Here is a 25,628-nt window from a genome sequence, read left to right as displayed (position 1 = left end):
CGTCAGCTCGTCGGTTGGCCCGGGTCCCAGTGAAGCAGGCGGCGGCGGAGCCGGCCGCGGGCCACGGCGAGTACGCCGCGCGCACCGCTCGCCACGCGCACTGCCAGTGCGCCGGAGTGCGTGGCGTACGGGTGCGCCAGGAGTACGCCGTGTGCGGCGCTCGGCAGGGCGCGTCGGCGCAGTCGGCCGGCGCCCGTCCGGGCGTGCGCCGTGACCGTCCGCCGCCCGCCGTCCGCGAAACGGAGGGTCAGGCGCAGGTCCCAGACGCCGGAGCCGAGTCCGGCCAGGTCCACGGGCACCTCTGCCGACCAGACGGCGGGCCCGGAGGGCGTGAGCGCGGCCCTCGTGCGCCCGCGCGCGCGGCCGTCCTCGCGCCCGTGCCAGGCCACGTCCACCTCGACCGGGGCCGCCGCGGCCACCCTGCCGTACAGCTCGTGCAGCCGCAGACGCAGCGGCGAGGCACGCGCGCGCGGGCGCAGCTCCGCGTCCACCGCGAGGGGGAGCACGGGGACGGGGCGGGTCAGGAGCGGGCCCAGGGATACCTGGGGGAGGTCGGGGGACCAGACCGGGACGCCGTCGGCGGTGCGGGCGTAGGGCGGGAGCAGGCGCGCCGGGCGGGCGGCGAGTTCCCTCAGACGGGGCAGGTCGCGGGGCTCGGGGGACGCCAGCAGGACCCGCGCGAGCAGCCGGCCGGGGGCGACGGCGTCCGGCTCCCGGTCGGCGTCGTCGTAGCGCGCCAGGTACTGCCGGGTGAGCGTCCACCACGCGCGCCGGTGGTCCGCGTCGCGCAGGCCCAGCTCGCGCGCGTACATGCGCAGGTCGTGGTCGAGGAACTTGGCACGCGCCGCCCGGGCCAGTTCCTTCTGCCCGGCGCCCAGCAGGATGTCGTACGCCAGCGCGCAGGCCTCGACGCGCGCCGCCCAGTTCTCGACGCGCTCCCGGTCCAGCGAGAGCGACAGCCGCCCGGCCGACCGGCGCACCTGCCACACGTACACCCGGTCCGGTACGAGCACGACGCGCGGGCTCGCGGCCAGGACGCGCGCGGTGAAGACGAAGTCCTCGTAGCGGAAGCGGCCCTCGGGGAAGCGGATGCCGTGGTCGCGCAGGAAGCCGGTGCGGTACAGCTTGTTGACGCACAGGGTGTCGTGGACCAGCCGGGGGAGCCGGTCGGGGCGGTCGAGGACGCGGTGCGCCGGGTAGAGGAACGCCTGCCACGGCTGTTCGCGTCCCGACGGCTGTTCCCGGCGCACGCACAACCCGCTCGCGACCTCTGCGTGCGCCCCGGTGGCCGCCGCGAGCAGCGCCTCCACCGCACCGGGCGGCAGCACGTCGTCGCTGTCCAGGAACATCACGTACGGCGCCGTCACCGCGTCGATCCCGGCGTTGCGCGGGCTGCCGCAGCCGCCGCTGTTCACCTCCCGGCGCACCACCCGCAGCCGCGGCTCCCGGCCGGCCAGCCGGGCGAGCAGTCCGGCGCTGCCGTCGGTGGAGCCGTCGTCCACGGCGATGACCTCGGCGACCGCGGGCCCCTGGGCCAGGGCCGAGCGCACGGCGTCGGCCACATGGGCGCGGTCGTCGTAGCCGATGACGACGACGGCGGCCTGAGGTGCCGGGTGCGGGTCTCGCGGTTCTGGGGGCATGGGGTCCACGGGCCGGACGTGCGGGAATGCACCCCATTATCCCGTTACGGGGCGCTGAACGCCCGGGCGGGGATGCGGTCGGAACCGGGCCGGGGCTCCACCGGCGCCGCGGGCTCCCCGGCCGGTGGCCGCGCGTCCCGCCACAGCCGCACGAAGGACAGCACGGCGGCGGCGGCCAGCAGCCCGTTGCGGGCCAGCATCAGCAGACAGCCGGCCCAGGTGCCGTCGATCACCTCGCGGTAGTACATGGGGAACACGACGGTGCTCAGCGCGGACGCCGCGAGGATCAGCACCGCCACCGGGCGCTGGCCGGTGCGGCGCGAGGTCAGGCACACGGCGGCGAGCCCGATCAGCCAGATCATGTACTGGGGGCTGATGACCCGGCTGGTGACCGTGAACAGCAGCACCGCGCTCAGCGCCGCGTCGTACGGCGTGGCCTCGCTCCAGTGCCGCGCCCGCAGCCGCCACAGCAGCAGCAGTGCGAACGCGAGCGCGGTGAGCGCGAGCGAGGCCGTGGCGACGGCGTGCACGTGCGGGCCGGTGAGTTCGATGGCGCCGTACTGGTAGCGGGTGCGGCCCGGCCAGCCGGCGTGCCGGGCCAGGTTCAGCGCCGTGCCGCCGAGCGACTCGATCTGCACGCCCCGGCCGCTCTGTTCCCGCAGGAAGGACAGCGGATGGGCGAGGAAGGCCGCGAGCAGCCCGAAGCACACGGCCCCGGTCGCCGCCGCCCACGTCCACGCCGTACGCGTGGGCCGCCCGCGGGGCGTGCCCAGCAGCACCAGCGCCGGCCACACCTTCACCAGGGCGCCCAGGGCCCCGAACACCCCTCCCGCGCGCGGGGAGCGCGCCGACGCCAGCAGGGACAGCACGGCCAGGGCGGTGACCTCGGCGTCGTACCGGGCGAGCGGCAGGTGCAGCAGCAGCGGCAGCCCGCCGGTCCACACGGCAGCGCCGAGCAGGCTGCGCCCGGGCCGGGTGCCCGCGCGGACCAGCGCCGCCGCGGTCACCGCGTCCACGGCCAGCGTCAGCAGCACGAACGCCTGGAAGTACGTCAGCCCGGGCAGCAGGCCCGGTGCCAGGAGCACCGCGCCCGCGCCGGGCGGGTACTGCCACAGCGTGTCGTGCACGGGGAAGGAGCCGTGCGCGAGGACGCCGTACCAGTGGTGGTACAGCCGCCACACCTCCCTGGCCACCGAGCCCCCGCCCAGCAGTGGGGAGGTGCTGTGCGTGAGCAGCCACAGCATGAGGGCACGGGTGGCGAGCCACAGGACGGTGAGGACGAGGACCGGGCCGGGGGTGACACGGAGACGGTTCATCACATGGGAGCGTAAGCCGAGCGGATGGGGTATCCATGCCGATACGCCGTCAATGACCTACAAAGGTTGGCTAATCGCAAAAGATCGGGCCATGGTGAACGTCGGGCTTCCTGTGCAACCGCAGTCGCGTCGGGCGGCTGGAGCGGCCGGCGCCGCGCCGGCCGGTGCGACGGGCCACGCGCGACGCGGGGTGCCCGGGTGTTCCCGGGAGCGGCTGGGCCGCGCTGCCGCGGTGGGCGTGCCCGCGCTGGTGATGGCGGCGCTCGGGCTGTGGGGGCTCGACCGGGGCGGCATGTGGCGCGACGAGGCCGTCAGCTTCCAGGTCGGGCGCCGCACGGTACCGCAGATCTGGCGGCTGCTGCATGGCGTCGACGCGGTGCACGGCCTCTACTACCTGTTCGTGCACGCCGTCCTCGCCGTGCACCCCGGCGAGGTCGTCCTGCGGCTGCCGTCGGTGTGCGCGGCGGCCGTCACGGCGGGCCTGGTGGCCGCGCTCGGCTGCCGGCTGGCCCGGCCGCGGGTCGGCCTGTGGGCCGGCCTGCTCTACGCGGTCGCCCCGATGGCCGGCCACTACGCGCAGGAGGGCCGCTCCTACGCGCTCGTCGCGGCCGGCGCCACCTGCGCGACACTGCTGTTCGCCCGGGCCGTGCAGGGCGGTTCGTGGTGGCCGTACGGCGTCGTCCTCGGACTCACCTGCTGGCTGCACGAGTTCGCGGTCCTGCTGCCGTTCGCGCACGCGGTGTCGCTGGCGCTCGCCCGGGCCGGAGCGCGGACGTGGCGGCGGTTCGGGGTCGCGGCCGGTGCGGCGGGCCTCGCGCTGCTGCCGATGGTGGTGGTGTCGCGGGGGCAGGCGGCGCAGGTGGCGTGGCTGCGGTCGCCCACGGCGGAAACGGCGGGAGGGCTGCTGCGCGGATTCCTCGGGCCGGGCGACGAGGTGTACTGGGTGTGCCTCGGGCTGGCCCTGCTCGGGCTGGCCGGGCTGGCGGGGCGGCGGGGCGAACTGACCTGTGCGGGCGTGGGGTTGCCGGTGGCGGTGGTGCCGCCGGCCCTGCTGATGCTGGCCTCGCAGGTCTCACCGCTGTACGTCGACCGGTACGTGCTGTACGCGCTCTCGGGGGCGCCGCTGGTGGTGGCCGCGGGGGCCGAGCGGCTGGCGGGGGCGCTGGAACGCCCGCGGCGGGGCCGGCGAGGGCCGCGTGCCCTGCCCGGGGTCCCGGCCGCGCGGCCCCGGCTGCTCGCCCTCACCGGCGTCCTGGCCGTCGCCCTCTCCCTGCTCCACCAGTTCCCCCTCCTCCAGCAGGACCGTGATCCCGCCCGCCGGCCCGACGACCTCGCCGCGGTCTCCCGGGTGGCCGCGCGAGAGGTGGGTCCCGGTGAGCCGGTGCTGTTCCTGCCGGCGCAGACGCGGAACGCGGCGCTCACCTATCCACGGGCGTTCCGGGGGACGCGCGACCTGGCACTCGTGGCGGGGGCGGCCGGGTCGGGCACCCTGTACGGGCGGGAGGCCGGGCCCGGTGAGCTGCGCCGCAGGCTGGCGGGGCTGGACCGGGTGTGGGTGGTGGCGGACCGGCGGCTGCTCGCCGGCCGCTGGATTCCGCGCGACCCCACGGAGCGGACCAAACTGACCGTCCTGTGGCAGGAGTTCGCCGGGGACCGGGAGTCCGTCCGGGGCCTGCTGACCGTGCGGCTCTACGTCCGCCCGACCGGCCCGGGTTCTGGGAGCCGGGCCGGTGCGGGCCCTGGGGCTGCGGCCGGTGCGGTGCCCGGGATTCCGGCCGACGCGTCTCCCGGAATTTCGGCCGGCGTGCGCCCGGGCACCCCGGCCGGCGTGCACTCCGGCGCCGGGGCTGGCGCGGGCCCTGGGACCCCGGTCGGCGTGCACTCCGGCGGCTGGGCTGGCGCGGACGCCGGGGCTCCGCTCGGTGCGCGCTCCGGGACTTCGCTCGGCGCGCCCCCAGGGGGCCCGGCCGGCGTGCGTCCCGGGACTGTGCTCGGCGTGCGCCCCGGGACCCCGGCTGGCGTGCGCCCCGGCACCTCGGCTGGCGCGGACGCCGGGGCTCCGCTCGGTGCGCCCTGAGGGAGCCTGGCCGGCGTGCGTCCCGGGACCCCGGCTGGCGTGCGTCCCGGCACCCCTGCTGGCGTGCACTACGGCGCCTGGGCTGGCGCGGGCCCTGGGACCCTGGCTGGCGCGCGCCCCGCCACCCGCGCTGGCGTGCACCCCGGCGCCTCGGCCGACGCGCGCCCCGGGTCCCTGCCGGCGTGCACCCCGGAACCCCGCTCCGTGCGCGCCCCGCGACCCCGCTCCGTGCGCGCCCCGCGACTGCGCCCCGCGCGGCCTCAGGGGCTGTGGTCAGAGGGCGCCCCGGGACTCCGCCCGGGCCGCCGTGTCCAGGGCGGTGGTGAGCTGGTCCAGGCGGGCGCGCAGACCGGCGATCTCCGCCAGGTCGAAGCCGGTCGCCGTCATGATCCGGCGCGGCACCTCCAGGGCCCGCTCGCGCAGGGCCGCGCCCTCGCCGGTGAGCCGGACCCGTACCGAACGCTCGTCCTCCGCGCTGCGCTCGCGCCGGACCAGGCCCGCTCCCTCCAGCCGTTTGACCAGCGGGGACAGCGTGCCCGAGTCGAGACGCAACTGCTCGCCGAGCGCCTTGACCGGCAGGTCGTCCTGCTCCCAGAGCACGAGGAGCACGAGGTACTGCGGGTAGGTGAGCCCGAGGTCCTTGAGGATCACGCGGTAGACGCCGTTGAAGGCGCGGGACGCGGCGTGCAGCGAGAAGCAGATCTGGCGGTCGAGGCGGAGCCAGTCGGCGTCGGGCGTGGTGGTCATGGATCCAGGATAGCTCTTGCGGGCCATTTGGTTGTGCGCAACTTAATTGTGTGCTCTACTTGGCGTCGTCGCGATCCCCGGCGGATCCGGCAACGCACCCCACATCGAGAGGGATGGTCTTCCATGGACGCGCTCTACACCGCTGTCGCCACCGCAACCCACGGCCGCGAGGGCCGCGCCGTCTCGTCCGACGGCAGGATCGACCTCGCCCTCGCCATGCCGGCGGAGCTGGGCGGCAACGGCCAGGGCACCAACCCGGAGCAGCTCTTCGCCGCCGGGTACGCCGCCTGCTTCGGCAGTGCCCTCGGGCTCGTCGGCCGCCAGGCCAAGGTCGACGTCAGCGACGCCTCGGTGACCGCCGAGGTCGGCATAGGCAAGCAGGGCGAGGGCTTCGGCCTGAAGGTCACCCTGCGCGTCGAGCTGCCCGGCACCGTGGACGAGGCGACCGGCCGCAAGCTGGTCGAGAGCGCCCACCAGGTCTGCCCGTACTCCAACGCCACCCGCGGCAACATCGACGTCGACCTCGTCATCGAGTAGGCACGCCGCCCCGCGCAGGGGGCCGGTCCCGGCCGGGACCGGCCCCCTCCGCGCGCGCCGGTCAGGCAGACGTCAGCGCGTCCGGGGCCGCCGCCTGTCCCGGGATCCGCGCGGACTCCGCGTCCGGCATCGACTCGCCCAGCAGCAGGGTCCGTACGACCCGTTCGGCGGCCCGCCCGTCGTCGAACTCGCAGAACCGGGCCCGGAAACCCGCCCGCAGCCGCGCCGACTCCTCGTCCCGCCACGCGCCCGATGAGAACAGCCCGGCCAGCTCGCGGTAGGAGGACGAGACGTGGCCCGGCGGCTCGGCGGTGATGTCGAGATAGGTGCCCCGGCTCGCGGTGTACGCGGGCCGGTCGTCGGCGTGCACCACGATCGGCCGGTCGAGGTTGGCGTAGTCGAACATCACGCCCGAGTAGTCGGTGACCAGCACGTCCGCGGCGAGCAGCACGTCGGCCACCCGGAGTTCACCGGTCGCGTCGACCACGATGCCGCGCCGGTCCAGCTCGGTGAGGCCCAGACCCCGCGCCGGACCGTTCGCCAGGGACGGGTGCAGCCGGACGACGAGCGTGTGCCCCTCCCCGAGGTCGGCCGCGAACCGGGCCAGGTCGATGCGGTCCACGTGCCCGCTGCGGCGGTAGTCCCGCCGGGTCGGCGCGTACAGCACGACCGTGTGGTCCGCCGGGATGCCGTGCCGCTCCCGGAAGTCGCCGGTGCCGCCGTTCACCAGGACGTCGTTGCGCGGGCTGCCGGTGCGCACCGAGGCGAAGTGGCAGGGGAAGGCCCGTTCCCAGACCAGTTCGGAGTGCCGGTTGGCGACCAGGCTGTAGTCCCAGCGGTCGGCCCGGCGCAGCATCTGCGGCACGTCGAAGCCGAGCCGGGCACCCGGCTTGTCCAGCAGGTCGGCGCCCAGGTACTTCAGCGGGGTGCTCTGGTGGGTGTGGATGTGCACGCTGCCGGGCCGCTTGACCAGGGTGCCGGGCCAGTTCACGTCGTTGACGAAGAACGCGGCGCGCGCGGTGACCTCCAGATAGCGCCGGGAGCCGACGATCACGTGCTCCACACCGGCCGGCAGCCGCGCCGCCGTCTCCGCGTCCCGCACCACCCACACCCCGCGCAGCTGCGGGGCGATCTCGCGGGCGGCGGCGTAGACGGCCGCCGGGTCGCCGAGCAGGCCCTGGTGCGAGGACGCCGAGTAGACCACGAGGTGCGGGTCGAGCGGCCGGCGGGAATGCAGGGACGCCCAGCCCGCGCGGGCCCGGACGCCGGCCGCCCGGCGCGCCTGGACCGCCCGCCGCGCCGCCTCCCGGCCGGCCCGCGCCGTCTGCCGCCGCAGCCGGTACCCGGTCCAGGAGCCCTCCAGCACGGCGACCTCACCGGCCACCCGGGCACCCTCCGGCCGGTGCCGGCGGAACAGCTCCGCCGTGCGCCGGAAGAACTCGGCCTTGTCGGCGGGCGGCAGCCGGTCGGGTTTGGCGAGGATGTCCAGGCAGTGCTCGCCCATCTTGCGGTGCAGGTACGGCCGCCAGCCGGCCAGCTCCGGGTGCTGCCCGACGAAGGCGAAGACCCGCTCGTACTGGTCGTGGATGTCGAAGTGCTTGCGGCTGGTGGTGGACAGGATGTTGCCCTGCCGGCGCTGGCGGTAGTTCAGGCAGATCCGGTCCAGCGCGGCGATCCGGCGGGCGCTGAGCAGGACCGGGAACGTCCAGGGGGTGTCCTCGTAGTAGCCGGGCGGGAACGCGAAGCCGTTCTCGGTGACGAACTCCCGCCGGTAGACCTTGTTCCACACCACCATCAGCAGGTCCAGGATCTCCGGGCGCCCGGCCGCCGTGAAGGTCTCCGCCCCCGCCTCGGTGAGGATGTGCGAAAGGACGTTGCGGCGGGTGCCGCCCCACCAGTACGTGCGCGCGTAGTCGAAGACGAGCACATCCGGGTCGGCGGACTCCGCGAGCCGGTCGGCGATGGCCCCCAGCGCGCCGGGGGTGAGGGTGTCGTCGCTGTCCAGGAAGAACAGGTAGTCGCCGGTGGCGTGCGGGATGCCCGCGTTGCGGGCGCGGCCGAGGCCGGCGTTCTCCGGCAGGTGCAGCACCGTCACCCGCGGGTCGCGCGCGGCGTACTCGTCCAGGATCGCGCCGCAGCCGTCCGGGGAGCAGTCGTCCACGGCGATCAGCTCGAAGTCCCCGAAGGACTGCTGGAGCACCGAGTCCAGGCACTCGGGCAGGAAGGCCTGCACGCGGTAGCAGGGCACGATCACACTGAAGCGGGGCACGGCGGGTCAGCTCCTCACGAGGGTCGCGGCGGCGGGGGCGGGGACGCGTTCCGCCAGCGGGATCACGGGCGGCACGGCCTCGGGCGGTTCGCCGAGCAGCACCCGCCGGACGACCCGCTCGGCGGCCCGCCCGTCGTCGAACTCGCAGAACCGCTCCCGGAACGCGGCCCGCAGCGCCCCGGCCTCCGGGCCCGCGTACGACCCGTCACGGAAGACGGCGGCCAGCTCGTCGGGGGTCCGGGCGACCGCGCCGGGCGGCTCGGCCATCAGGTCGAAGTAGACGCCCCGGGTCTCTCGGTAGACGTCCCAGTCATCGGCGTACACCACGATCGGCCGGTCGAGGTTGGCGTAGTCGAACATGATCGACGAGTAGTCGGTGATCAGCGCGTCCGCGGCCAGGCAGACGTCCTCGGAGGAGCGGTGCGCGGTCACGTCGATGATCCGCTCCGAGCCCCGGGAACGGCCCCGGTCGTAGAAGTAGTGTGCGCGCAGCAGGACGACGACGTCCTCGCCGGCCGCCTCGCAGAACGCCTCCAGGTCCAGGCCGGGCGCGAAGGCGCTGTGGTGGTCGCGGTGGGTCGGCGCGTACAGCACGGCCGTGCGGCCCTCCGGGACGCCCAGGTCCCGCCGGATCCGCGTTACGTCCTCGGCGGTCGCCGTGCAGTAGACGTCGTTGCGCGGATAGCCGTACTCCAGGTGCTCGTACGAGCCGGGGAAGGCGCGCTCCCACATCCGGGTCGAGTGGCGGTTGGACGACAGGTTGAAGTCCCAGCGGTCGACCCGGCCCAGCAGCTTCGCGAAACTGCCGGACTGCGCGGCCACCACCGGATACGCCGACTGGTCCACGCCCATCGTCTTCAGCGGGGTGCCGTGCTGGGTCTGGAGATGCACGCTGCCCGGCCGTTTGACGACGCCCTCGGCGAAGTTGGCGTTGTTCACCAGGTACGTCGCGCGGGCCAGCACCTCCCAGTAGCGGCGGGAGCCGATCACCGCGTGTTCCACGTCCTCGGGCAGCGTGTGCTCCTGGCCGGCCTCGACCAGGAACACCGAACGCAGGTGCGGGGCGAGTTCGCGGGCCTTGGCGTGGATCGCGGCCGGGTTGCAGGCGTAGCCGCGGCCCCAGTAGGCGCAGTACACGACGAGGTCCGGATCGAGCGGGCGGCGCAGGTCGCGGGCGTAGCGCAGGCGGGTGCGCAGCAGGTGCGGGCGGGGCAGGGCCTCGGCGGAGCGGGCGGCCACCTGGTTGGCGCCGCGCAGGGCACGGAACGCGCTGTACGCCCCCGCCGCCAGCAGCCGGTGCTGCACGCCGAGGCTGCCGCCCGGTGTGCGGTGGCCGGCCGGCCGGTGCCGCCGGTGCAGGCGGCCCGCGCGGCGGAAGAACGCCCGGTGCCCGGAGGGCAGCCGCTCCGGCCGGGACGCCGTCTTCAGCACCACCGCGAACAGCTGGTCGAACAGCGGGCCGGTGCGTTCGGCGGGCAGGCCGCGCTCGGCCGCCACCGTCAGGACCCGCTCCACCTGGTCCAGCAGGGCGTGCTGATGCGGGCCGGGCAGGTTGAGCCGGCTGCCCTGGCGGCGCAGCCGGTGCCGGACGACGGCCTGGCGCAGCACCGCGATCCGCTCGGCGGCGACGGTGACCAGCCCGCCCCAGCCGAGGTCGGTGAAGTGGCTGTCGGGGAAGGTGAGGTCCCGCTCGGCGAGGAAGTCGCGGCGGTAGGCGGCGCTCCACGCCGGCAGCTGCACGCCGGTCAGCTCCGGCAGCCCGGCGGGGGCGAAGACGCCCTTCGGGGCCTTCGCGAGCAGGGGGGCGGCCGGGTCGGTGGGCTCGCCCTCCCACCAGGGGACGCGCTCGTGCCCGGCGTAGAGCACGTCCACCTCGCCGGTCTCGGTCAGCCGGGCGTCCAGCGTCGCGAGCGCGCCCGGCAGCAGCAGGTCGTCGCCGTCCAGGAACAGCAGGTACGTGCCGGTCGCCGCCCGCATCCCGGCGTTGCGCGCCCCGCCCAGGCCGTCGGACGGCGGCGAGTGGACCGGGGTGACCCGGGAGTCCCGCCCGGCGTACCCGGCGGCCACCGTCGCGGCCGGGGCGCCGGGGCCGTCGCAGACGGGGATCAGCTGGAGGTCGCCGAAGGACTGGCCGAGGACCGAGTCCAGCGCCTGGGACAGCCGGCCGGCGACCCCGTGGGAGGGGACGATGATGCTGAAGCGGGGCATTCTGTTCTTTCTGTCGTCGTGCGGACGCGGCCGGGCCGGCCCGCCGGACGCCAGGTGGACGGCCGGCTCGGAGTGGGCCGCGTCGAGCCGAGGGGCATGGGAACTCCCGGAAGGACCAACGGTGTTCAGCGGCCCTCGGTGACGGGGAGGAGGCCGGAAGGTTGCGTCGCGGTGACCGCCGGGACGTGCGCGCCGCCCGCCGGCACCGGAGTGCGCTCCCCGGGCGGCACCACCGGCGGCAGGTCCGTCTCGCCCAGCACCACCCGCCGTACGACCCGTTCGGCGGCACGCCCGTCGTCCCACGGGCAGAACCGCTCCCGGAACACCGCCCGCAGTCCCGCCGCGCGCGTGCCGCACCACAGCCCGGTGGCGAAGACGTCGGTCAGCTCGTCGTCGCTGCGCGCCACCGGACCGGGCGGGCAGGCCCCCAGGTCGAGGTAGGTGCCGTGGACCGCCTCGTACGCCTCCCGGTCCGGGGTGTGCAGCACGATCGGCCGGTCCAGGTTGGCGTAGTCGAACATGACCGGTGCGTGGTCGGTGAGCAGCGCGTCCGAGGCCAGGCACAGGCCGGCCGGGTCCGGGTGGCCGGAGACGTCGATGATCCCGTTGCCCCGGACGGGCAGGTGGGTGCGGGCCAGGACCACGAAGCGCAGGCCCAGCCGGCGCAGCAGCCGCTCCAGGTCGAGCGGCGGGCGCTGGGTGCGCAGGTGTGCGCGGTGGGCGGGCGCGTACAGGATCGCGACCGCGTCCTGCGGGACGCCCAGTGACGCCCGCAGCCCGGCCACGTCCGCGGCCGTCGCCCGCTGCAGGACGTCGTTGCGGGGCAGGCCGTACTCCAGCGTGGTGTAGCGGCCCGGGTGCGTCCGCTCCCAGGTCAGCGTGGTGTGCCGGTTGCCGGACAGGACGTGGTCCCACCGGTCGACGTCCCGCAGCAGCTCCGCGAAGTCCGTGCCGCGGGCCGCCGCCGGACGCTCCAGCAGGTCGAGGCCCGTGTGGGCCAGCGGGGTGCCCTGCCCGGTCCGCACGAAGACCTGTCCGGGCCGCTTCCGCATCCGCGCGCCGAAGCCGGCGTCACCGACCAGGTACCGGGAGCGGGCCAGCGCCGTCCAGCAGGCGGCCGTGCCGGGCCTCAGCGGGCGCGGACCCGGTGGGGCCGCCCGCTCCTGCCCGGGGCGGACGAGCCACGCGGTCCGCACCTGCGGGGCGTGCACGCGGAACGCCGCCTCCAGCGCGGCCGGGTCACCGCCGTACCCCTCGTGCGCGGTGAACACCGCCCGGTCGGCACGCAGCGGCAGGCACAGCTGGACGCGGTAGTGCAGCCGGAGCGCGGCGGTGCGCAGCCCGCGGGCCCACCTCCCCCCGGCCCGCCTCGCGCGCCGGCGCAGGGCGGCGGCCAGCCGCAGCGCCCGGAACGTGCGGTGCAGCCCGAAGCGGACCAGGGCGTGCCGCGGCTCCAGCCGCACCCCGGGCACCCGGTGGCGGCGGCACTGGGCGCGGGCCCGGCGCAGGTACGCGCCGTGGCTGCCGCGCGGCAGCCGGCCGCGCCTGCTGAACACCACGGCGTGGTGGTCGAGCATCCGGCGGTACAGCTCCGGTTTCCAACGGGCCAGTTCGGGATGCCCGTCGACGTACGCGAACACCCGGTCGTACTGCTCGAACAGGTCGAAGTGCTTGTGGCTCGTGGTGCCGAGGATGCTGCCCTGCCGGCGCTGGCGGTAGTGCACGCACACCCGATCCAGGGTGGCGAGCGACCCCGCGGTCATCAGCACCGGGAACGTCCAGGGAGTGTCCTCGTAGTAGCCCGGCGGGAACCGGAAGGCGTGCCGCGCGACGAACTCCCGCCGGTAGGCCTTGTTCCACGCCACCATCAGCACCCCGAGCAGCCCCGGCCGGTCCGCCAGCCGGAACGGCGCCGGGCCCTGCTCGGTGAGCCGGCCGGCGAGCTGGTTCCGCACCGTGCGGCCGTCCCAGTACGTGCGCGCGTAGTCGAAGACCAGGACGTCCGGGTCACCGGTCTCCTTGAGCCGGTCGGCGACCGCCCGCAGTGCGTCCGGGGTGAGGGTGTCGTCGCTGTCCAGGAACACCAGGTAGTCGCCGGCCGCCTCCGCCATACCCGCGTTGCGGGCCCCGCCCAGGCCCTGGTTGGCGGCCAGGTGCACGGCTTTCACGCGCGCGTCCCGGGCGGCGTACTCGTCGATGATCGCGCCGCAGGCGTCGGGTGAGCAGTCGTCCACGGCGATCAGTTCCAGATCGGGGAAGGACTGCGAGAGCACCGAGTCCAGGCACTCGGAGAGGTACGCCTGGACCTTGTACGCGGGGACGATGACACTGAACCTGGGCAAGGGACATCCATGGGTCGGACGGCACGGGCGTTCTGCCCGGCAACGGCCGACGGAGTGACTTGGTTACGCCCCGTACGGCATTCGGGCTACACCGGCCCGCGGTGCCGACCGATGGACCCGCCCCCGAAAACCCGTGAAGGGGCGGGCCGTTGCCGGCCCGCCCCCGCCACGATGCCCGGCCCTGCGGCTACTTGACCGCCCCGGCCATCACCCCGGACACGAACTGCCGCTGGAACGCGAAGAACACGGCCAGCGGAATCACCATCGACAGGAAGGCGCCGGGCGCCAGCACGTCGATGTTGTTGCCGAACTGCCGTACCTGCGTCTGGAGGGCGACCGTGATGGGCTGGGTCCCCGACTTGGTGAACACCAGCGCCACCAGCATGTCGTTCCACACCCACAGGAACTGGAAGATGCCCAGCGAGGCGATGGCCGGGCCGCCCAGCGGCAGCACCACCCGCGCGAACAGGCGCAGTTCACCCGCGCCGTCCAGCCGGGCCGCCTCCAGCAGCTCCCGCGGGATCTCCGCGAAGAAGTTCCGCAGCAGGAACACCGCGAACGGCAGACCGAACCCGGTGTGGAACAGGATCACCCCGAAGATCGTCCCGAACAGCCCGATCTTCCCGAACAGTTCGGCGATCGGGATCAGCGCCACCTGCACGGGCACCACCAGCAGGCTCACCACGCCCAGGAACCACCAGTCGCGGCCCGGGAACTCCATCCAGGCGAACGCGTACCCGGCCAGCGCGCCGATCATGACGACCAGCAGGGTCGCCGGGACGGTGATCAGCACGGTGTTCACCAGCGAGTGGGTGATGTCACCGTTCTCCAGCAGCTTCCGGTAGCTGTCCACGGTCAGCCGGGACGGCTTGCTGAGCACCGTCCACCAGCCGCTCGCACTCATGTCCTCCGGAGTGCGCAGCGAGGAGATGAGCAGGCCGATGGTCGGCACCAGCCAGAACAGGCCGACCACGATCAGGAACGCCTGGACGAGCCCGCCGCTCAGTTTCTGGGCGATCCTGCCGCCGAGCGACCGGCGGCCCGTCACCGGCGCCCCCGCGGAGGCCGTCTTGCCGATGCTGTCGGCGGTCGCCGTCATCGCCGTACCTCCCGCCTCAGCCTGCGCATGTTGAACAGCATCACCGGGATCACCAGCAGCAGCAGGAACACCGCGATCGCGCTCGCCACGCCCGGCCGTCCCTCCGCGAAGCCCTTGCGGTACAGCTCCAGCGCCAGCACGTTCGCGTCGTCCTGCGAGGAGCCCGGCGCGATGATGAACACCAGGTCGAACACCTTCAGCACGTTGATCATCAGCGTGACGGTGACCACCGCCAGGACCGGGGCCAGCAGCGGCACGGTGACCCTGCGGAACACCTGCCACTCGCTGGCGCCGTCGACCCGCGCCGCCTCCAGCAGCTCCCGGGGCACGCCCGCGAGCCCGGCGGCGATCAGCACCATCGCGAAGCCCGCCCACATCCACACGTACGATCCGATGATCGCCGGGGTCACCAGCGCCGGGCCGAGCCATCCGACCCCGCCGTACGGCTCGCGGAAGTTGTCCGCGGGCAGCCGCAGCCGGGCCCCGTCGGCCGACGCCGGCAGGGTGAACGTGCCGTCGCCGGACGCCCGCGCGGTGGCGACCACCTTGCCGCCCTTCACGGCCTCGACGCGCATCCCCGCGTACCCCAGCTCGCCCGGGTCCGGCGCGCCCAGCCGTCCCACACCCTTGCCGCGGGTGAAGTCCTGCCAGGTGGTGCCGGTGATCCTGCCCGGTTCCGCCGGCGCGGCGGCGGCCTTCTTCGCCCCGTCCGGCATCTGGTCCGGGGCGACACCGACGAGCGGCAGGGCGACCGGCCGCCCGGCGTGGACGGCGTCCTTCGTGACGAACCCGCCGCCCTCGGCGGCGAGCGGCGACTCGCGCCCCGGATGGGCCTTGGGGAACGCCGACGACTGCGCGAACGTGTCGTGCACCCCCACCCACACGGCGTTCGCCACACCCTTGTCCGGGTCCTGGTCGTACACCAGCCGGAAGATGATCCCGGCGGCCAGCATCGAGATCGCCATCGGCATGAAGACGACCAGTTTGAACGCTGTGCCCCAGCGGATCCGCTCGGTCAGCACCGCGAAGATCAGTCCCAGCGCGGTGGAGACCGTCGGCGCGAACACCACCCAGATCACGTTGTTCTTCAGCGCCGTACGGATGCCGTCGTCGGTGAACAGCGTCCGGTAGTTGTCCACACCCGTGAAGCGGTCACCGGAGGAGTCGAAGAAGCTCCGGACGACCGAGTACCCGATCGGGTAGACCACGAGCGCGCCCAGCAGCACCAGGGCGGGCAGCAGGAACAGCACTGCCACGGCCCTGCGGGTGCCGGTCACGCTTCCGCGACCGCGGGGTGCGGCGGGGCCCGGTGGGGCCCCGGCCGCCGCTGCCGACGCCATCGCCGGATCAGCTCCCGCTTCCGTACGCCGCCGCCGCGTCCTTCTCCAGCCGCGCCTGGGCGCCCGCGACGTCGGCCGGGTTCTTCAGGAAGTCCTGGAGGTCCTTCCACTCGCCCTTGCCGGGGGTGCCGCCGAAGGCCTGCGGGGCCTGGTCGGACATGTCGAAGCGGAAGTCGTCACCGGACGCGATCAGCGCCTTGGCGATCTTCTGCTGCACCGGGTTCGGGTACGCCGACACCGGCACGTTCTTGTTCGGGGAGAGGTAACCGCCGAGCTTCGCCTGGATCGTGGCCGCGTCCGGCGAGGCGAGGAAGGTGGCCAGGGCCTGCGCCGCCTTGGAGTCCTTCAGGATCACCGCCGCGTCGCCGCCGGAGACCACGGGCGCCGTGGAGCCGACGGCCGGGAACGGGAACACCTTGGCGTCCGTGCCCACCTTCGCCTTGGTCTCACCGATGTTGACCTGCACGAAGTCACCCTCGTAGACCATCGCCGACTTCGGCTGGTCGCCGCCGGTGAACGTCTGGGTGACCGACTGGGGGAACTCCGTCTGGAGCGCGCCGCTCTGGCCGCCCGCCAGGTAGTCCTTCTTGCCCCAGATCTGGGCGAGGGTGGTCAGCGCCCGCTTCACGGACGGATCCGTCCACTTGATCTTGTGCTGGGCGAGCTGGTCGTACTTCTCCGGACCCGCCTGGGACAGATAGACGTTCTCGAACCAGTCGGTCAGCGGCCAGCCGTCCGCGCCCGCCACCGAGAAGGGCGTGACCCCCGAGTCGTACACCGCCCGGGAGGCGGTCAGCAGGTCCTGCCAGGTCTTGGGCTCCTTGGCGCCCGCGTTGCCGAAGGCGGTGGCGTTGTACCAGATCAGCGACTTGTTGGCGGCCTTGTAGTAGACGCCGTACGGCTTGCCGTCGACCGAGCCGATGTCCTGCCAGCCCTGCGAGTAGTTCTTCCGCAGCTCCTGCGCGGCCTCCGCTCCCAGCGGCTTGGCCCAGCCCTTCTGCACGGCCTGCCTGATCGCACCGGGCTGCGGCAGCATCGCCACGTCCGGCGGCTGACCGCCCGCGATCTTGGAACCGAGGAAGTTGATGATCGGGTCCTGCGCGGGCACGAAGGTCACCTTCGCGCCCGTCCGCTTCTCGAACTCGGCCAGGACCCGCTTGAAGTTCTTCTGCTCCTGGCCGGTCCAGACGGCGGCGATCTCCAGATTCGCGCCGTCCAGCTTCGGCAGGGTGACGGTGGAACCGGTGGCCGAGCCGGTCTTCTCCCCGCTGCCCTTCTTGTCGTTGTCACCGCTGGAACAGGCGGTGAGCGCCAGGGCTCCCGCGAGCAGTGCGGCGAGCGCGGTGGCGGGCCGGTGGATCCGGACGGTGCTGCTCTTGCTGCGCATCAATGCCCCGTTCGTCGTTCTCCGTTGAACGTCGGTGTCCAGGAACGGCTCTTGAACGTCATAAGACTGTCCCGTGCGCTCCGGTGTACGCCGGGCCGCTCCGGGCGGGCAAGACCGCCTGCCCGGTCGACCCGCTCATCGTGACCCGCTCGTGACCAGGGACGTATGCGCCACGCTTCCGGCTACAGCAGCGAGGGCACCTCCGCCGCCCCCACCTCGCGGGCCGCCCGCTCCACCGCGCTCGCCAGCAGGGCCAGGTCCGTCGGGCCGTTGCCCAGCTCCCGCACCGGACGGCGGGCCGGCGGATCGCCCATGCGCTGCCAGTCCAGCGGGACCACCGTCGGCCGCTGCGTCGCCGTCCGCGGGATACGGCCCGTCACCCGGCCGCCCTGGAAGCCGACGGCCCGCCCGTCCGCGTACTCCACCGTGCCCCGCCCCGGCGCCGGCTGCTCCGGCCCCGCCTGCGGCGCGTCCAGCGTGACCCGCAGGGCCGCCCGGCGTGCCGGTTCCGACTCCGCGGTACGGCCACCGGTCCCGGCCGCCGCCACCAGGTGCACACCGAGCCGCTCACCCTCCCGGACCACCGCCTCCAGTGCCCGCATCACCGACCCGGCGGCGGGCCGGCCCGGCGAGCCGAGCGGGGGAGTCACCAGCGCGTCCAGGTCGTCCACGACCACCACCAGCCGGGGCAGCGCCACCACCCCGGTCCGCCGCCGCGCCGCCGCACCGGGCCGCAGCCGCAGCGTGGCGCTGGACGTGCTCTCGATGTCTCCGGCGGCCGGACCGCGCTGCGCGGCGGCGGACGCCCGGTGCGCGGCGGCGTCCTGGTGGGCCGACGCGCGCGGTGCGGCGTCCGCGCGGACCGGCGCCCGCTGGGTGACCAGCCGGCCCGACACCTCCCGGCCCGTGTGCCACTGCGCGAAGTCCGTACGGCCCAGCAGCTCCGCCCGCCGCTTCAGCTCGGCGGCCAGCGCCTGTGCGAACTCCCGCATGCGCACGGGGTCGTTGGCGATGAGGTGCGTGGTGACGTGCGGTATGTCGGTGCAGACCCGCAGGCCCTCGCCGCGCCCCGCGCCGGTGCCGATCCCGTCCCGGCCGTCGAGCAGGACCACCGCCAGCCGGTCCGGCCGCTCGGCGGCGGCCAGCGAGGCCACCACGGCCCGCAGCAGCTCGGTACGGCCGCTGCCGTCCGGTCCCTCGATCAGCAGATGCGGCCCGTCGGCCACCAGGTCCGCACCGACCGGCCCGTGCGGCCCGGCACCCAGCACCGCCCGCGCCCGCCCGCCCGGCGAACCGGTGTCGTCGGCCGCGTCGGCCCAGCGCGCCATCAGGGACGCCGGGGTGGCCCGGGCCAGCCCCAGCTCGTCCAGCAGCCGGGCGGACTGCGGCAGCGGTACGGCCACGCGCGCGTGCCCCTCACCGGCCGGACCGTCCGGCCGCAGCGGCGCCAGCGCCCGCGCGAACCGCTCCGCCCAGGCGGCGGAGACGGCGTCGACCCCGGCGAGCGTGCCCGGGCCGACGGGGCCGCTCGGCGCGACCCGCAGCAGATGCAGCGCGGCGGCGACGTCCCCGCCGAGCAGGGCCACGGCACCGCAGTGCCGGAACGTCGGCGTCACCGCGCAGGCGTCCTCGTACGTGCTGGTCACCGGGGAGGCGGGCGAGGCGGGCTCGGTCTCGGCGAGGCACACCACGTGTATCCCGGCCCGCGGACCGGCCACGGCCAGCCGGGCGAGGGAGTCCCGCAGCGCCGAACCGCCGGGGTCACCGTCCACGACGACGACGGTGTACGGCCCCGGGAACCCGCCGACGCCGACCGGCCCGGCCCCGTCCTGGGCCCAGGACGGGCGACGGGCGCCGGTGCCCTGAGACGCGGGGGCGGGAGTACGGGGGGAAGCGGCCGGCGTGGTCCCGGTGGGCGGTATGGACATGCCGTGCGGGTCATCGGGCGTGCCGTACGGCGTGGTCCCTCCCGGGGCGCCGGACGCCGCGGCGGCCGTGGGGCGCGCGGGGCCGGGGTGGGCGGCGGTCCGGCCCGACGCCGCGTGGTCCTCCACCCGGCGCAGCAGCTCCTCCGTGCGGGCCGCCGCCTGCTCACGGTCGTAGGCCAGCAGCAGGCGGCAGTCCTGCCCGTGGCCCGGCCGGACATGCGGGAGCCAGCCCAGCCAGGCCCACTCGGCCGTCCGGTCCACCACCGGACGGGACCGGTCGGCGCTGATCAGCACGATCTCCAGCAGATCGGGGGAGTGCAGGGCGGCGAGCTGCGCCAGCACCGCGCGGGCCAGGCCGGACAGCCGGGGCCGGGGACCGGCCAGCCCGAGCGCCCCCGCCTCACGCAGCGCGGCGGTCACCGGCACCGCGGGCAGCAGGCCCGAACCGTCGGGCGCCCTCCGGTCGGCCGTGCCGAGCCGCACGGTCAGCGCCTCGGGGTGACCCGGCCCGCGCTCCCACAGCCGGGGGCCCGGGCCGAGCGCGGTCAGCAGCAGGGCGGCGGGGTCCGGCCACGCCTCCGGTCGCTGCGGGGCACCGGCCGGCCCGGCCTCGCCCGGGACCGCGGCCGTACCGGCGTACGTCTCCCGGTCGTCCGGCTGCTCCGCGCGCCCACCGGCCAGGCGTCGCGCCCAGGCACCGAGGCCGCGCCGCCGGCCGGCCGGCGCGGCCGTATCGCCGTACGGGGCCCCGTTCGGACCGCCGGGCCCGACGACACCGAACCGCCCGGCGTGGGTGTCCCCACCGTCCCCGCCCGGACGACCCCCGCGAGACCCGGTCCCGGCCGGCTCCCCGCCCCCGTAGCCGTGATACGCCCCACCGGCCGAGGAGCCCCCCGCACCGCGCAGATCCCCCGACGCCCCGACACCGCCCCCACCGACCGGGCCCGCCGCGGACGACACGCCTCCACCGGACCCACCAGCACCCGGGAACGCCGACGCGCCCGCTCCGGTCCGGCCGGACGCCGGTGACGCGTCCGTACCGCTCCCGCCGGCCGACGGGAGCGTGCCCGCACCGACACCGCCGATTCCGCCACCACCCGGAGGCGAGACCCCGGCACCGGTCCCCCCGGCGCCGCCGCCCGCGCCGAACGAGGGCGAGCCACCCGCACCGGACCCCCCGGCCCGCACAGCCGAACCCGCGCCCGCCGACGGGGACGGCATCCCACCGGAGCCACCCGCGTCAGCACCCGGACCCGACCCCGTACCCGCCGACGGCGAGAAACCCTCACCAGGGCCACCCACATCCGCCGACGGCGCGACACCCCCGCCGACACCCCCCGCGGCCTCCCCGCCCACGGCAACCCGCACGCACCCCTCCCCGTCAGGCACCGCGGGAACCCGGGCCGCAGGAGCCGGCCCCCCCGCTCCCCCCGACGGAGCGAGCCGCAACGCGGACTCCCCGATCCGCAGCAACCCCCCGGCAGGGACCCGCACCGGCTGTTCCCCCACCCGGACCCCGTCGAGCGACGTACCGTTCGTGGAGCCGAGGTCGGCGACCGAGACGCGGCCGTCCGCGCCGACGGTGACCGCGCAGTGCAGGCGGGAGACGTCCGGGTCGTCGAGCGGGACGTCCGCCTCGGCGGAACGGCCGACGGTGATCCGGCCGCCGTGCAGCAGATGGACCCCGCCCGCGTCCGGTCCGGCGACCACGTGCAGCTGGGTGGGAGCGTCGGCCGGCTCGGGATGCGGCTCCGGGGCGACCGGCGCGCCCAGGGACAGCACGGCTCCGTCGACCAGCGGGGGCTCGCCGAGGGTGGCGCGGCGCGGGTCCAGCCGCTCGGTGCCCGCGTAGAGGACGACAGCGGCGCTGCCGCCGTCGCGGCCGGCGCCGGGGCCGTTCTCCCCGGTGACCGCCCCGGCCAGCGCCGAGGCGACCGCGGCCAGCTCCGTGCCCACGGGCGCCGTGACCAGCACGTCACGGCTCGCGGCGCGGCCCCGCTGCGGGGAAGGGCCCAGCGGATCTACGACGGTCAGCCGGATCTGCATCGGCGTCAGCGGTCCCTTCTGCGCGGGTCTGCGCGGGCGCGGACTTCCCCCCACCCCACACGAGCACGTCGGCCAGTAACTGCTGGACGCATCTTCGCACCTGCCACTGACAACGCGCCCCGGACCCGGTGTGAAGTGATCTTGATTGGTCGGCTCTGCCCCCAAAAGTGCCTGACCGGTGTCCCGCCCGCGATCAGTTGAGATCGGTCACGTCCACCTCTGGCAACCACCGGACCGGACCCAGCGTCTTTCCTTCGAACATGCCCGGGAACGCGTACGTAGTGCCTTGAGGGGCCGCACTACAGTGGTCCGGGACACCGGAACGCAGGCGAGCGACAGCGAGCCACAGCAATCAGCAGGGAGCGCGTGACGTGCGGCCAGTCGGCAGCAAGTACCTGCTTGAGGAGCCGCTCGGACGCGGCGCCACAGGCACCGTCTGGCGTGCCCGCCAGCGCGAGACCGCGGGCGCCGAGGCGGCCGTGCCCGGTCAGCCCGGCGAGACCGTCGCGATCAAGGTCCTCAAGGAGGAGCTGGCGAGCGACCCGGACATCGTGATGCGCTTCCTGCGTGAGCGCTCCGTCCTGCTCCGGCTCACCCACCCGAACATCGTCCGGGTCCGCGACCTGGTCGTCGAGGGCGACCTGCTGGCCCTCGTCATGGACCTCGTCGACGGCCCCGACCTGCACCGCTATCTGCGCGAGAACGGCCCCCTCACGCCGGTCGCCGCAGCGCTGCTGACGGCGCAGATCGCCGACGCGCTCGCCGCGAGCCACGCCGACGGGGTCGTCCACCGTGACCTGAAGCCCGCGAACGTCCTGCTCAAGCAGTACGACGGGCAGATGCACCCGATGCTGACGGACTTCGGCATCGCCCGCCTCGCCGACTCCCCGGGCCTGACCCGTACCCACGAGTTCGTCGGCACGCCCGCGTACGTGGCGCCGGAGTCCGCCGAGGGCCGTCCGCAGACCTCGGCCGTCGACGTCTACGGTGCCGGCATCCTGCTGTACGAGCTGGTCACCGGCCGTCCGCCGTTCGGCGGCGGCACCGCGCTGGAGGTGCTGCACCAGCATCTGAGCGCCGAGCCGCGCCGCCCGTCCACCGTGCCCGACCCGCTGTGGACGGTCATCGAGCGCTGCCTGCGCAAGAACCCCGACGAGCGGCCCAGCGCGGAGAACCTCGCGCGCGGGCTGCGGGTCGTCTCCGAGGGCGTCGGCGTGCACGCGAACGCCGCGCAGATCGCCGCCGCCGAGGGTGTCGGCGCGCTGCTGGCCCCGGACCCGGCGCCGGCCGCCGTCCCGGGTGTGCCCGGCGCCGCCGACGCCACCCAGGTCCTGTCGGCGAACGGGCCGCAGGGGGCGTACGACCCGAACGGCGCGACCAGCGTGCTGCCGCACACCGGCGGCCCGGCGGGCGCCGCCGACCCCACGGCCGTGCTGCCGAGCACCGGCGCCGCGGACCCGACGGCCGTCCTGCCGCCCGTCCCGCCGGGCCAGTACGGCGGGCAGGACCCGTACGGTCAGGAAGGTCAGCAGGGGCAGCCCGAGCAGCCGCATCCCTGGCAGACGCAGCTGCGGGCCGCCCGCGACCGCAACGACCAGACGCAGATCCAGTACCTCGGCCCGGACGAGGACCCGCTGCGCCGCCGCCCCCAGCGGCAGGTGGCCCGGCCCCAGCAGCAGCCGCGCCCGGCACCGCAGGCCCGCCCGCAGCAGCCGCAGCCGCGCGGCCGGCAGCGCGGGCAGGGCGGCCCGGCCGGGCAGGGCGGGCAGGGCGCCGGGTACGGCTACCCGCAGCAGCAGCCCCAGCGGTACGCCACGCCGCAGCCCCAGCAGTACGCGCCGCCGGCCCGGCCGGAGCCGCAGCGGCCCGCGCGGGAGCCCCGGGCGCCGCGGCAGCGCGGCGCCAACCCGATGAAGATCCCCGGGCTCGGCTGCCTGAAGGGCTGCCTGTTCACGATCGTCATCCTGGTGGTGGCGAGCTGGCTGGTGTGGGAGCTGACCCCCCTGCACACCTGGATCGGCCAGGGCAAGGGGTACTGGCATCAGCTGAGCGACTGGATCAGCACGGCGAGCGGCTGGGTGAAGGACCTGAGCGGCTCGTCCGGCGGCGGAAACTGATCACCGGCCTGGAGATTTGTCGACATCTGCCGGGTGATTTCCGTCTCCGCGGTGAAGGTTGGCTCGCCGGACGCGTAGTTTTAACGACAACACGCGTCTGTAGGAGCAGTCTTGGCACGGAAGATCGGCAGCCGGTACACCGCCCACCAGATCCTGGGGCGGGGCAGCGCCGGCACGGTGTGGCTGGGCGAGGGACCGGAAGGCCCCGTCGCCGTCAAGCTGCTGCGTGAGGACCTCGCCTCCGACCAGGAGCTCGTCGGACGCTTCGTCCAGGAGCGGACCGCGCTGCTCGGCCTGGAACACCCGCACATCGTCACCGTGCGGGACCTCGTGGTCGACGGCAACGACCTGGCCCTGGTCATGGACCTCGTGCGCGGCACCGACCTGCGCACCCGCCTGGAGCGGGAGCGGCGGCTCGCCCCCGAGGCGGCCGTGGCGATCGTCGCGGACGTCGCCGACGCCCTGGCGGCGGCCCACGCGGCCGGGATCGTCCACCGGGACGTCAAGCCGGAGAACGTCCTGCTCGACATGCAGGGCCCGCTGGGGCCGGGCGGCGCCCACCCCGCCCTGCTCACCGACTTCGGCGTCGCCAAGCTGATCGACTCGCCGAAGCGGACCCGCGCCACGAAGATCATCGGCACACCGGACTACCTCGCCCCCGAGATCGTCGAGGGCCTGCCGCCCCGGGCCGCCGTGGACATCTACGCGCTGGCGACCGTCCTGTACGAGCTGCTGGCCGGCTTCACGCCCTTCGGCGGCGGGCACCCGGGCGCGGTCCTGCGGCGGCACGTCACCGAGACCGTCGTACCGCTGCCCGGCATCCCCGAGGAGCTGTGGCAGCTGCTGGTGCAGTGCCTGGCCAAGGCGCCCGCCTCCCGGCTGCGGGCCTCGGAGCTGGCGGCCCGGCTGCGCGAGCAGCTGCCGACGCTGGCCGGGATACCGCCGCTGGACGTGGACGAGCCGGATCCGGCCGACGAGGAGGCGGCGGAGCCGGTGCCGGCGTCCCCGGGCGCGACCGAGCCGGTGCGGCGCAAGGGCGCCGTGCCCCTGGTTCCCGGTGCCAGGCCGGACTCCAACCGCGACACGCACACCTCGATGCGGGTGCCCGCGCCGGACGAGCTGGCCGGCGGGGCCCACGGGACCGCGCGCGTCCCCAGGGCCGCCGGCGCGCCCAGGCCGGGTTCCGCACGGCACCGCGCCGCCGTGCGCCGGCGCCGGATCACGCTGGGCGTGGCCGGAGCGGTCCTGGCGGCGGTCGCCGGCGTCGGCGTGTGGCTGGCCTCGGCCGACGGGGACGACCCGCCGCCCCGGCCCTCCCACAGCACGACGGCCCCCTGACGGCCGCGAGCGGACCCCCGCGCGCTCCGTCCCGCCCGCCTCCCGCGCCCTCCGGCCGGGAGGCGGGCGGGACCGCTTGCCGCAGCCGTTACGCTGGAGGCGTGGCAGTCGTCGATGTATCCGAAGAGCTGAAGTCCCTCTCCTCGACCATGGAGTCGATCGAGGCCGTCCTGGACCTCGATACGATGAGGGCACAAATCGCCGCGCTCGAGGAGCAGGCGGCGGCCCCGTCCCTGTGGGACAACCCGGACGAGGCGCAGAAGGTCACCAGCAAGCTCTCCCACCTCCAGGCAGAGGTGCGGAAGGCGGAGGCGCTGCGCGGCCGGATCGACGACCTCGCGGTCCTCTTCGAGATGGCCGAGGAGGAGGACGACCCGGACACCCGTGCCGAGGCCGAGTCCGAGCTGACCTCGGTGCGCAAGGCGCTGGACGAGATGGAGGTCCGTACCCTCCTGTCCGGCGAGTACGACGCCCGTGAGGCACTCGTCAACATCCGTGCCGAGGCCGGTGGCGTCGACGCCGCCGACTTCGCCGAGAAGCTCCAGCGCATGTACCTGCGCTGGGCCGAGCAGCGCGGCTACAAGACCGAGATCTACGAGACGTCGTACGCGGAGGAGGCCGGCATCAAGTCGACCACCTTCGCCGTGCAGGCGCCGTACGCCTACGGCACGCTCTCCGTCGAGCAGGGCACCCACCGCCTCGTGCGCATCTCGCCGTACGACAACCAGGGCCGCCGCCAGACCTCGTTCGCGGGCGTCGAGATCCTTCCGGTGGTCGAGCAGACCGACCACATCGAGATCGACGAGTCCGAACTGCGGGTGGACGTCTACCGCTCCTCCGGCCCCGGCGGCCAGGGCGTGAACACCACCGACTCCGCGGTGCGGCTCACCCACCTGCCCACCGGCATCGTGGTCTCCTGTCAGAACGAGCGGTCGCAGATCCAGAACAAGGCGACCGCGATGAACGTCCTCCAGGCCAAGCTGCTGGAGCGGCGCCGCCAGGAGGAGCAGGAGAAGATGAACGCCCTCAAGGGCGACGGCGGCAACTCCTGGGGCAACCAGATGCGTTCCTACGTGCTGCACCCGTACCAGATGGTCAAGGACCTGCGCACCGAGCACGAGGTGGGCAACCCCGAGGCCGTGTTCAACGGTGAGATCGACGGCTTCCTGGAGGCCGGCATTCGCTGGCGCAAGCAGCAGGAGAAGTAAGCTTGTCGACATGACAACTGCCGCCCCTA

General features: G+C 74.9%; 15 protein-coding genes. 5 read left to right on the top strand and 10 right to left on the bottom strand.

All coding sequences use genetic code 11. The features are described from left to right. Positions 1-2 precede the first annotated feature (2 nt). Together AB0F03_RS14745 and AB0F03_RS14740 are read right to left on the bottom strand one after the other, a co-directional pair. Entirely contained in the window at positions 3-1,640 is a 1,638-nt protein-coding gene (locus AB0F03_RS14745) for a glycosyltransferase family 2 protein (RefSeq protein ID WP_361990744.1), read from the bottom strand. 44 nt (positions 1,641-1,684) lie between these two features. Further along, a complete protein-coding gene (locus AB0F03_RS14740) occupies positions 1,685-2,956 on the bottom strand; it encodes a glycosyltransferase 87 family protein (protein ID WP_361990741.1) in 1,272 nt (423 codons plus the stop codon). A gap of 232 nt (positions 2,957-3,188) precedes the next feature. Here AB0F03_RS14740 and AB0F03_RS14735 point away from each other — a divergent pair, with 232 nt between their 5' ends. Then, the gene (locus AB0F03_RS14735) at positions 3,189-5,033 is read left to right on the top strand and encodes a glycosyltransferase family 39 protein (protein WP_361990738.1); all 1,845 of its coding nucleotides are present in this window, start codon (positions 3,189-3,191) and stop codon (positions 5,031-5,033) included. A 273-nt stretch (positions 5,034-5,306) separates the two neighbouring features. On the opposite strand, the gene AB0F03_RS14730 is transcribed toward AB0F03_RS14735, so the two are convergent. After that, positions 5,307-5,780, bottom strand: coding sequence for a MarR family transcriptional regulator (locus AB0F03_RS14730; protein ID WP_361990735.1), 474 nt, complete (start codon positions 5,778-5,780; stop codon positions 5,307-5,309). 123 nt (positions 5,781-5,903) lie between these two features. On the opposite strand from AB0F03_RS14730, the gene AB0F03_RS14725 reads away from it, so the two are divergent. Then, a complete protein-coding gene (locus AB0F03_RS14725) occupies positions 5,904-6,317 on the top strand; it encodes an organic hydroperoxide resistance protein (protein ID WP_356823923.1) in 414 nt (137 codons plus the stop codon). A gap of 61 nt (positions 6,318-6,378) precedes the next feature. Here the strand turns inward: AB0F03_RS14725 and AB0F03_RS14720 are convergent, their stop codons facing one another. The 7 genes from AB0F03_RS14720 to AB0F03_RS14690 form a co-directional block, all read right to left on the bottom strand. Beyond that, the gene (locus AB0F03_RS14720; protein WP_361990732.1) at positions 6,379-8,586 is read right to left on the bottom strand and encodes a CDP-glycerol glycerophosphotransferase family protein; all 2,208 of its coding nucleotides are present in this window, start codon (positions 8,584-8,586) and stop codon (positions 6,379-6,381) included. A gap of 6 nt (positions 8,587-8,592) precedes the next feature. Further along, positions 8,593-10,794: a CDP-glycerol glycerophosphotransferase family protein gene (locus tag AB0F03_RS14715; RefSeq protein WP_361990729.1), complete on the bottom strand. Its 2,202-nt coding sequence runs from the start codon at positions 10,792-10,794 to the stop codon at positions 8,593-8,595. Positions 10,795-10,919: 125 nt separating this feature from the next. After that, the gene (locus AB0F03_RS14710; protein ID WP_361990727.1) at positions 10,920-13,136 is read right to left on the bottom strand and encodes a CDP-glycerol glycerophosphotransferase family protein; all 2,217 of its coding nucleotides are present in this window, start codon (positions 13,134-13,136) and stop codon (positions 10,920-10,922) included. A 187-nt stretch (positions 13,137-13,323) separates the two neighbouring features. Further along, positions 13,324-14,235 carry a carbohydrate ABC transporter permease gene (locus AB0F03_RS14705; RefSeq protein WP_361990725.1) on the bottom strand — a complete coding sequence of 304 codons (912 nt, stop codon included), beginning with the start codon at positions 14,233-14,235 and terminating at the stop codon, positions 13,324-13,326. Continuing rightward, complete coding sequence (locus AB0F03_RS14700) at positions 14,232-15,512, bottom strand: sugar ABC transporter permease (RefSeq protein ID WP_361990722.1); 1,281 nt, start codon at positions 15,510-15,512, stop codon at positions 14,232-14,234. The genes AB0F03_RS14705 and AB0F03_RS14700 overlap by 4 nt, the downstream gene beginning before the upstream one ends. A gap of 70 nt (positions 15,513-15,582) precedes the next feature. After that, complete coding sequence (locus AB0F03_RS14695; RefSeq protein ID WP_361990719.1) at positions 15,583-16,962, bottom strand: ABC transporter substrate-binding protein; 1,380 nt, start codon at positions 16,960-16,962, stop codon at positions 15,583-15,585. A 182-nt stretch (positions 16,963-17,144) separates the two neighbouring features. Further along, positions 17,145-20,936, bottom strand: a complete 3,792-nt coding sequence (locus tag AB0F03_RS14690) for an FHA domain-containing protein (RefSeq protein WP_361990716.1) — start codon at positions 20,934-20,936, stop codon at positions 17,145-17,147. A 371-nt stretch (positions 20,937-21,307) separates the two neighbouring features. Here AB0F03_RS14690 and AB0F03_RS14685 point away from each other — a divergent pair, with 371 nt between their 5' ends. The 3 genes from AB0F03_RS14685 to prfB all read left to right on the top strand — a co-directional run bounded on the left by AB0F03_RS14685 (position 21,308) and on the right by prfB (position 25,599). Beyond that, entirely contained in the window at positions 21,308-23,053 is a 1,746-nt protein-coding gene (locus AB0F03_RS14685; RefSeq protein WP_361990713.1) for a serine/threonine-protein kinase, read from the top strand. A 111-nt stretch (positions 23,054-23,164) separates the two neighbouring features. Further along, the gene (locus AB0F03_RS14680) at positions 23,165-24,391 is read left to right on the top strand and encodes a protein kinase (protein WP_361990710.1); all 1,227 of its coding nucleotides are present in this window, start codon (positions 23,165-23,167) and stop codon (positions 24,389-24,391) included. 101 nt (positions 24,392-24,492) lie between these two features. Then, positions 24,493-25,599 carry a peptide chain release factor 2 gene (gene prfB / locus AB0F03_RS14675; protein WP_361990707.1) on the top strand — a complete coding sequence of 369 codons (1,107 nt, stop codon included), beginning with the start codon at positions 24,493-24,495 and terminating at the stop codon, positions 25,597-25,599. The last annotated feature ends 29 nt before the right edge of the window (positions 25,600-25,628 follow it).

It is taken from the genome of Streptomyces sp. NPDC028722 (assembly GCF_040637655.1).
GTDB lineage: Bacteria > Actinomycetota > Actinomycetes > Streptomycetales > Streptomycetaceae > Streptomyces.
This window is presented reverse-complemented; position numbering and strand designations above follow the sequence as displayed.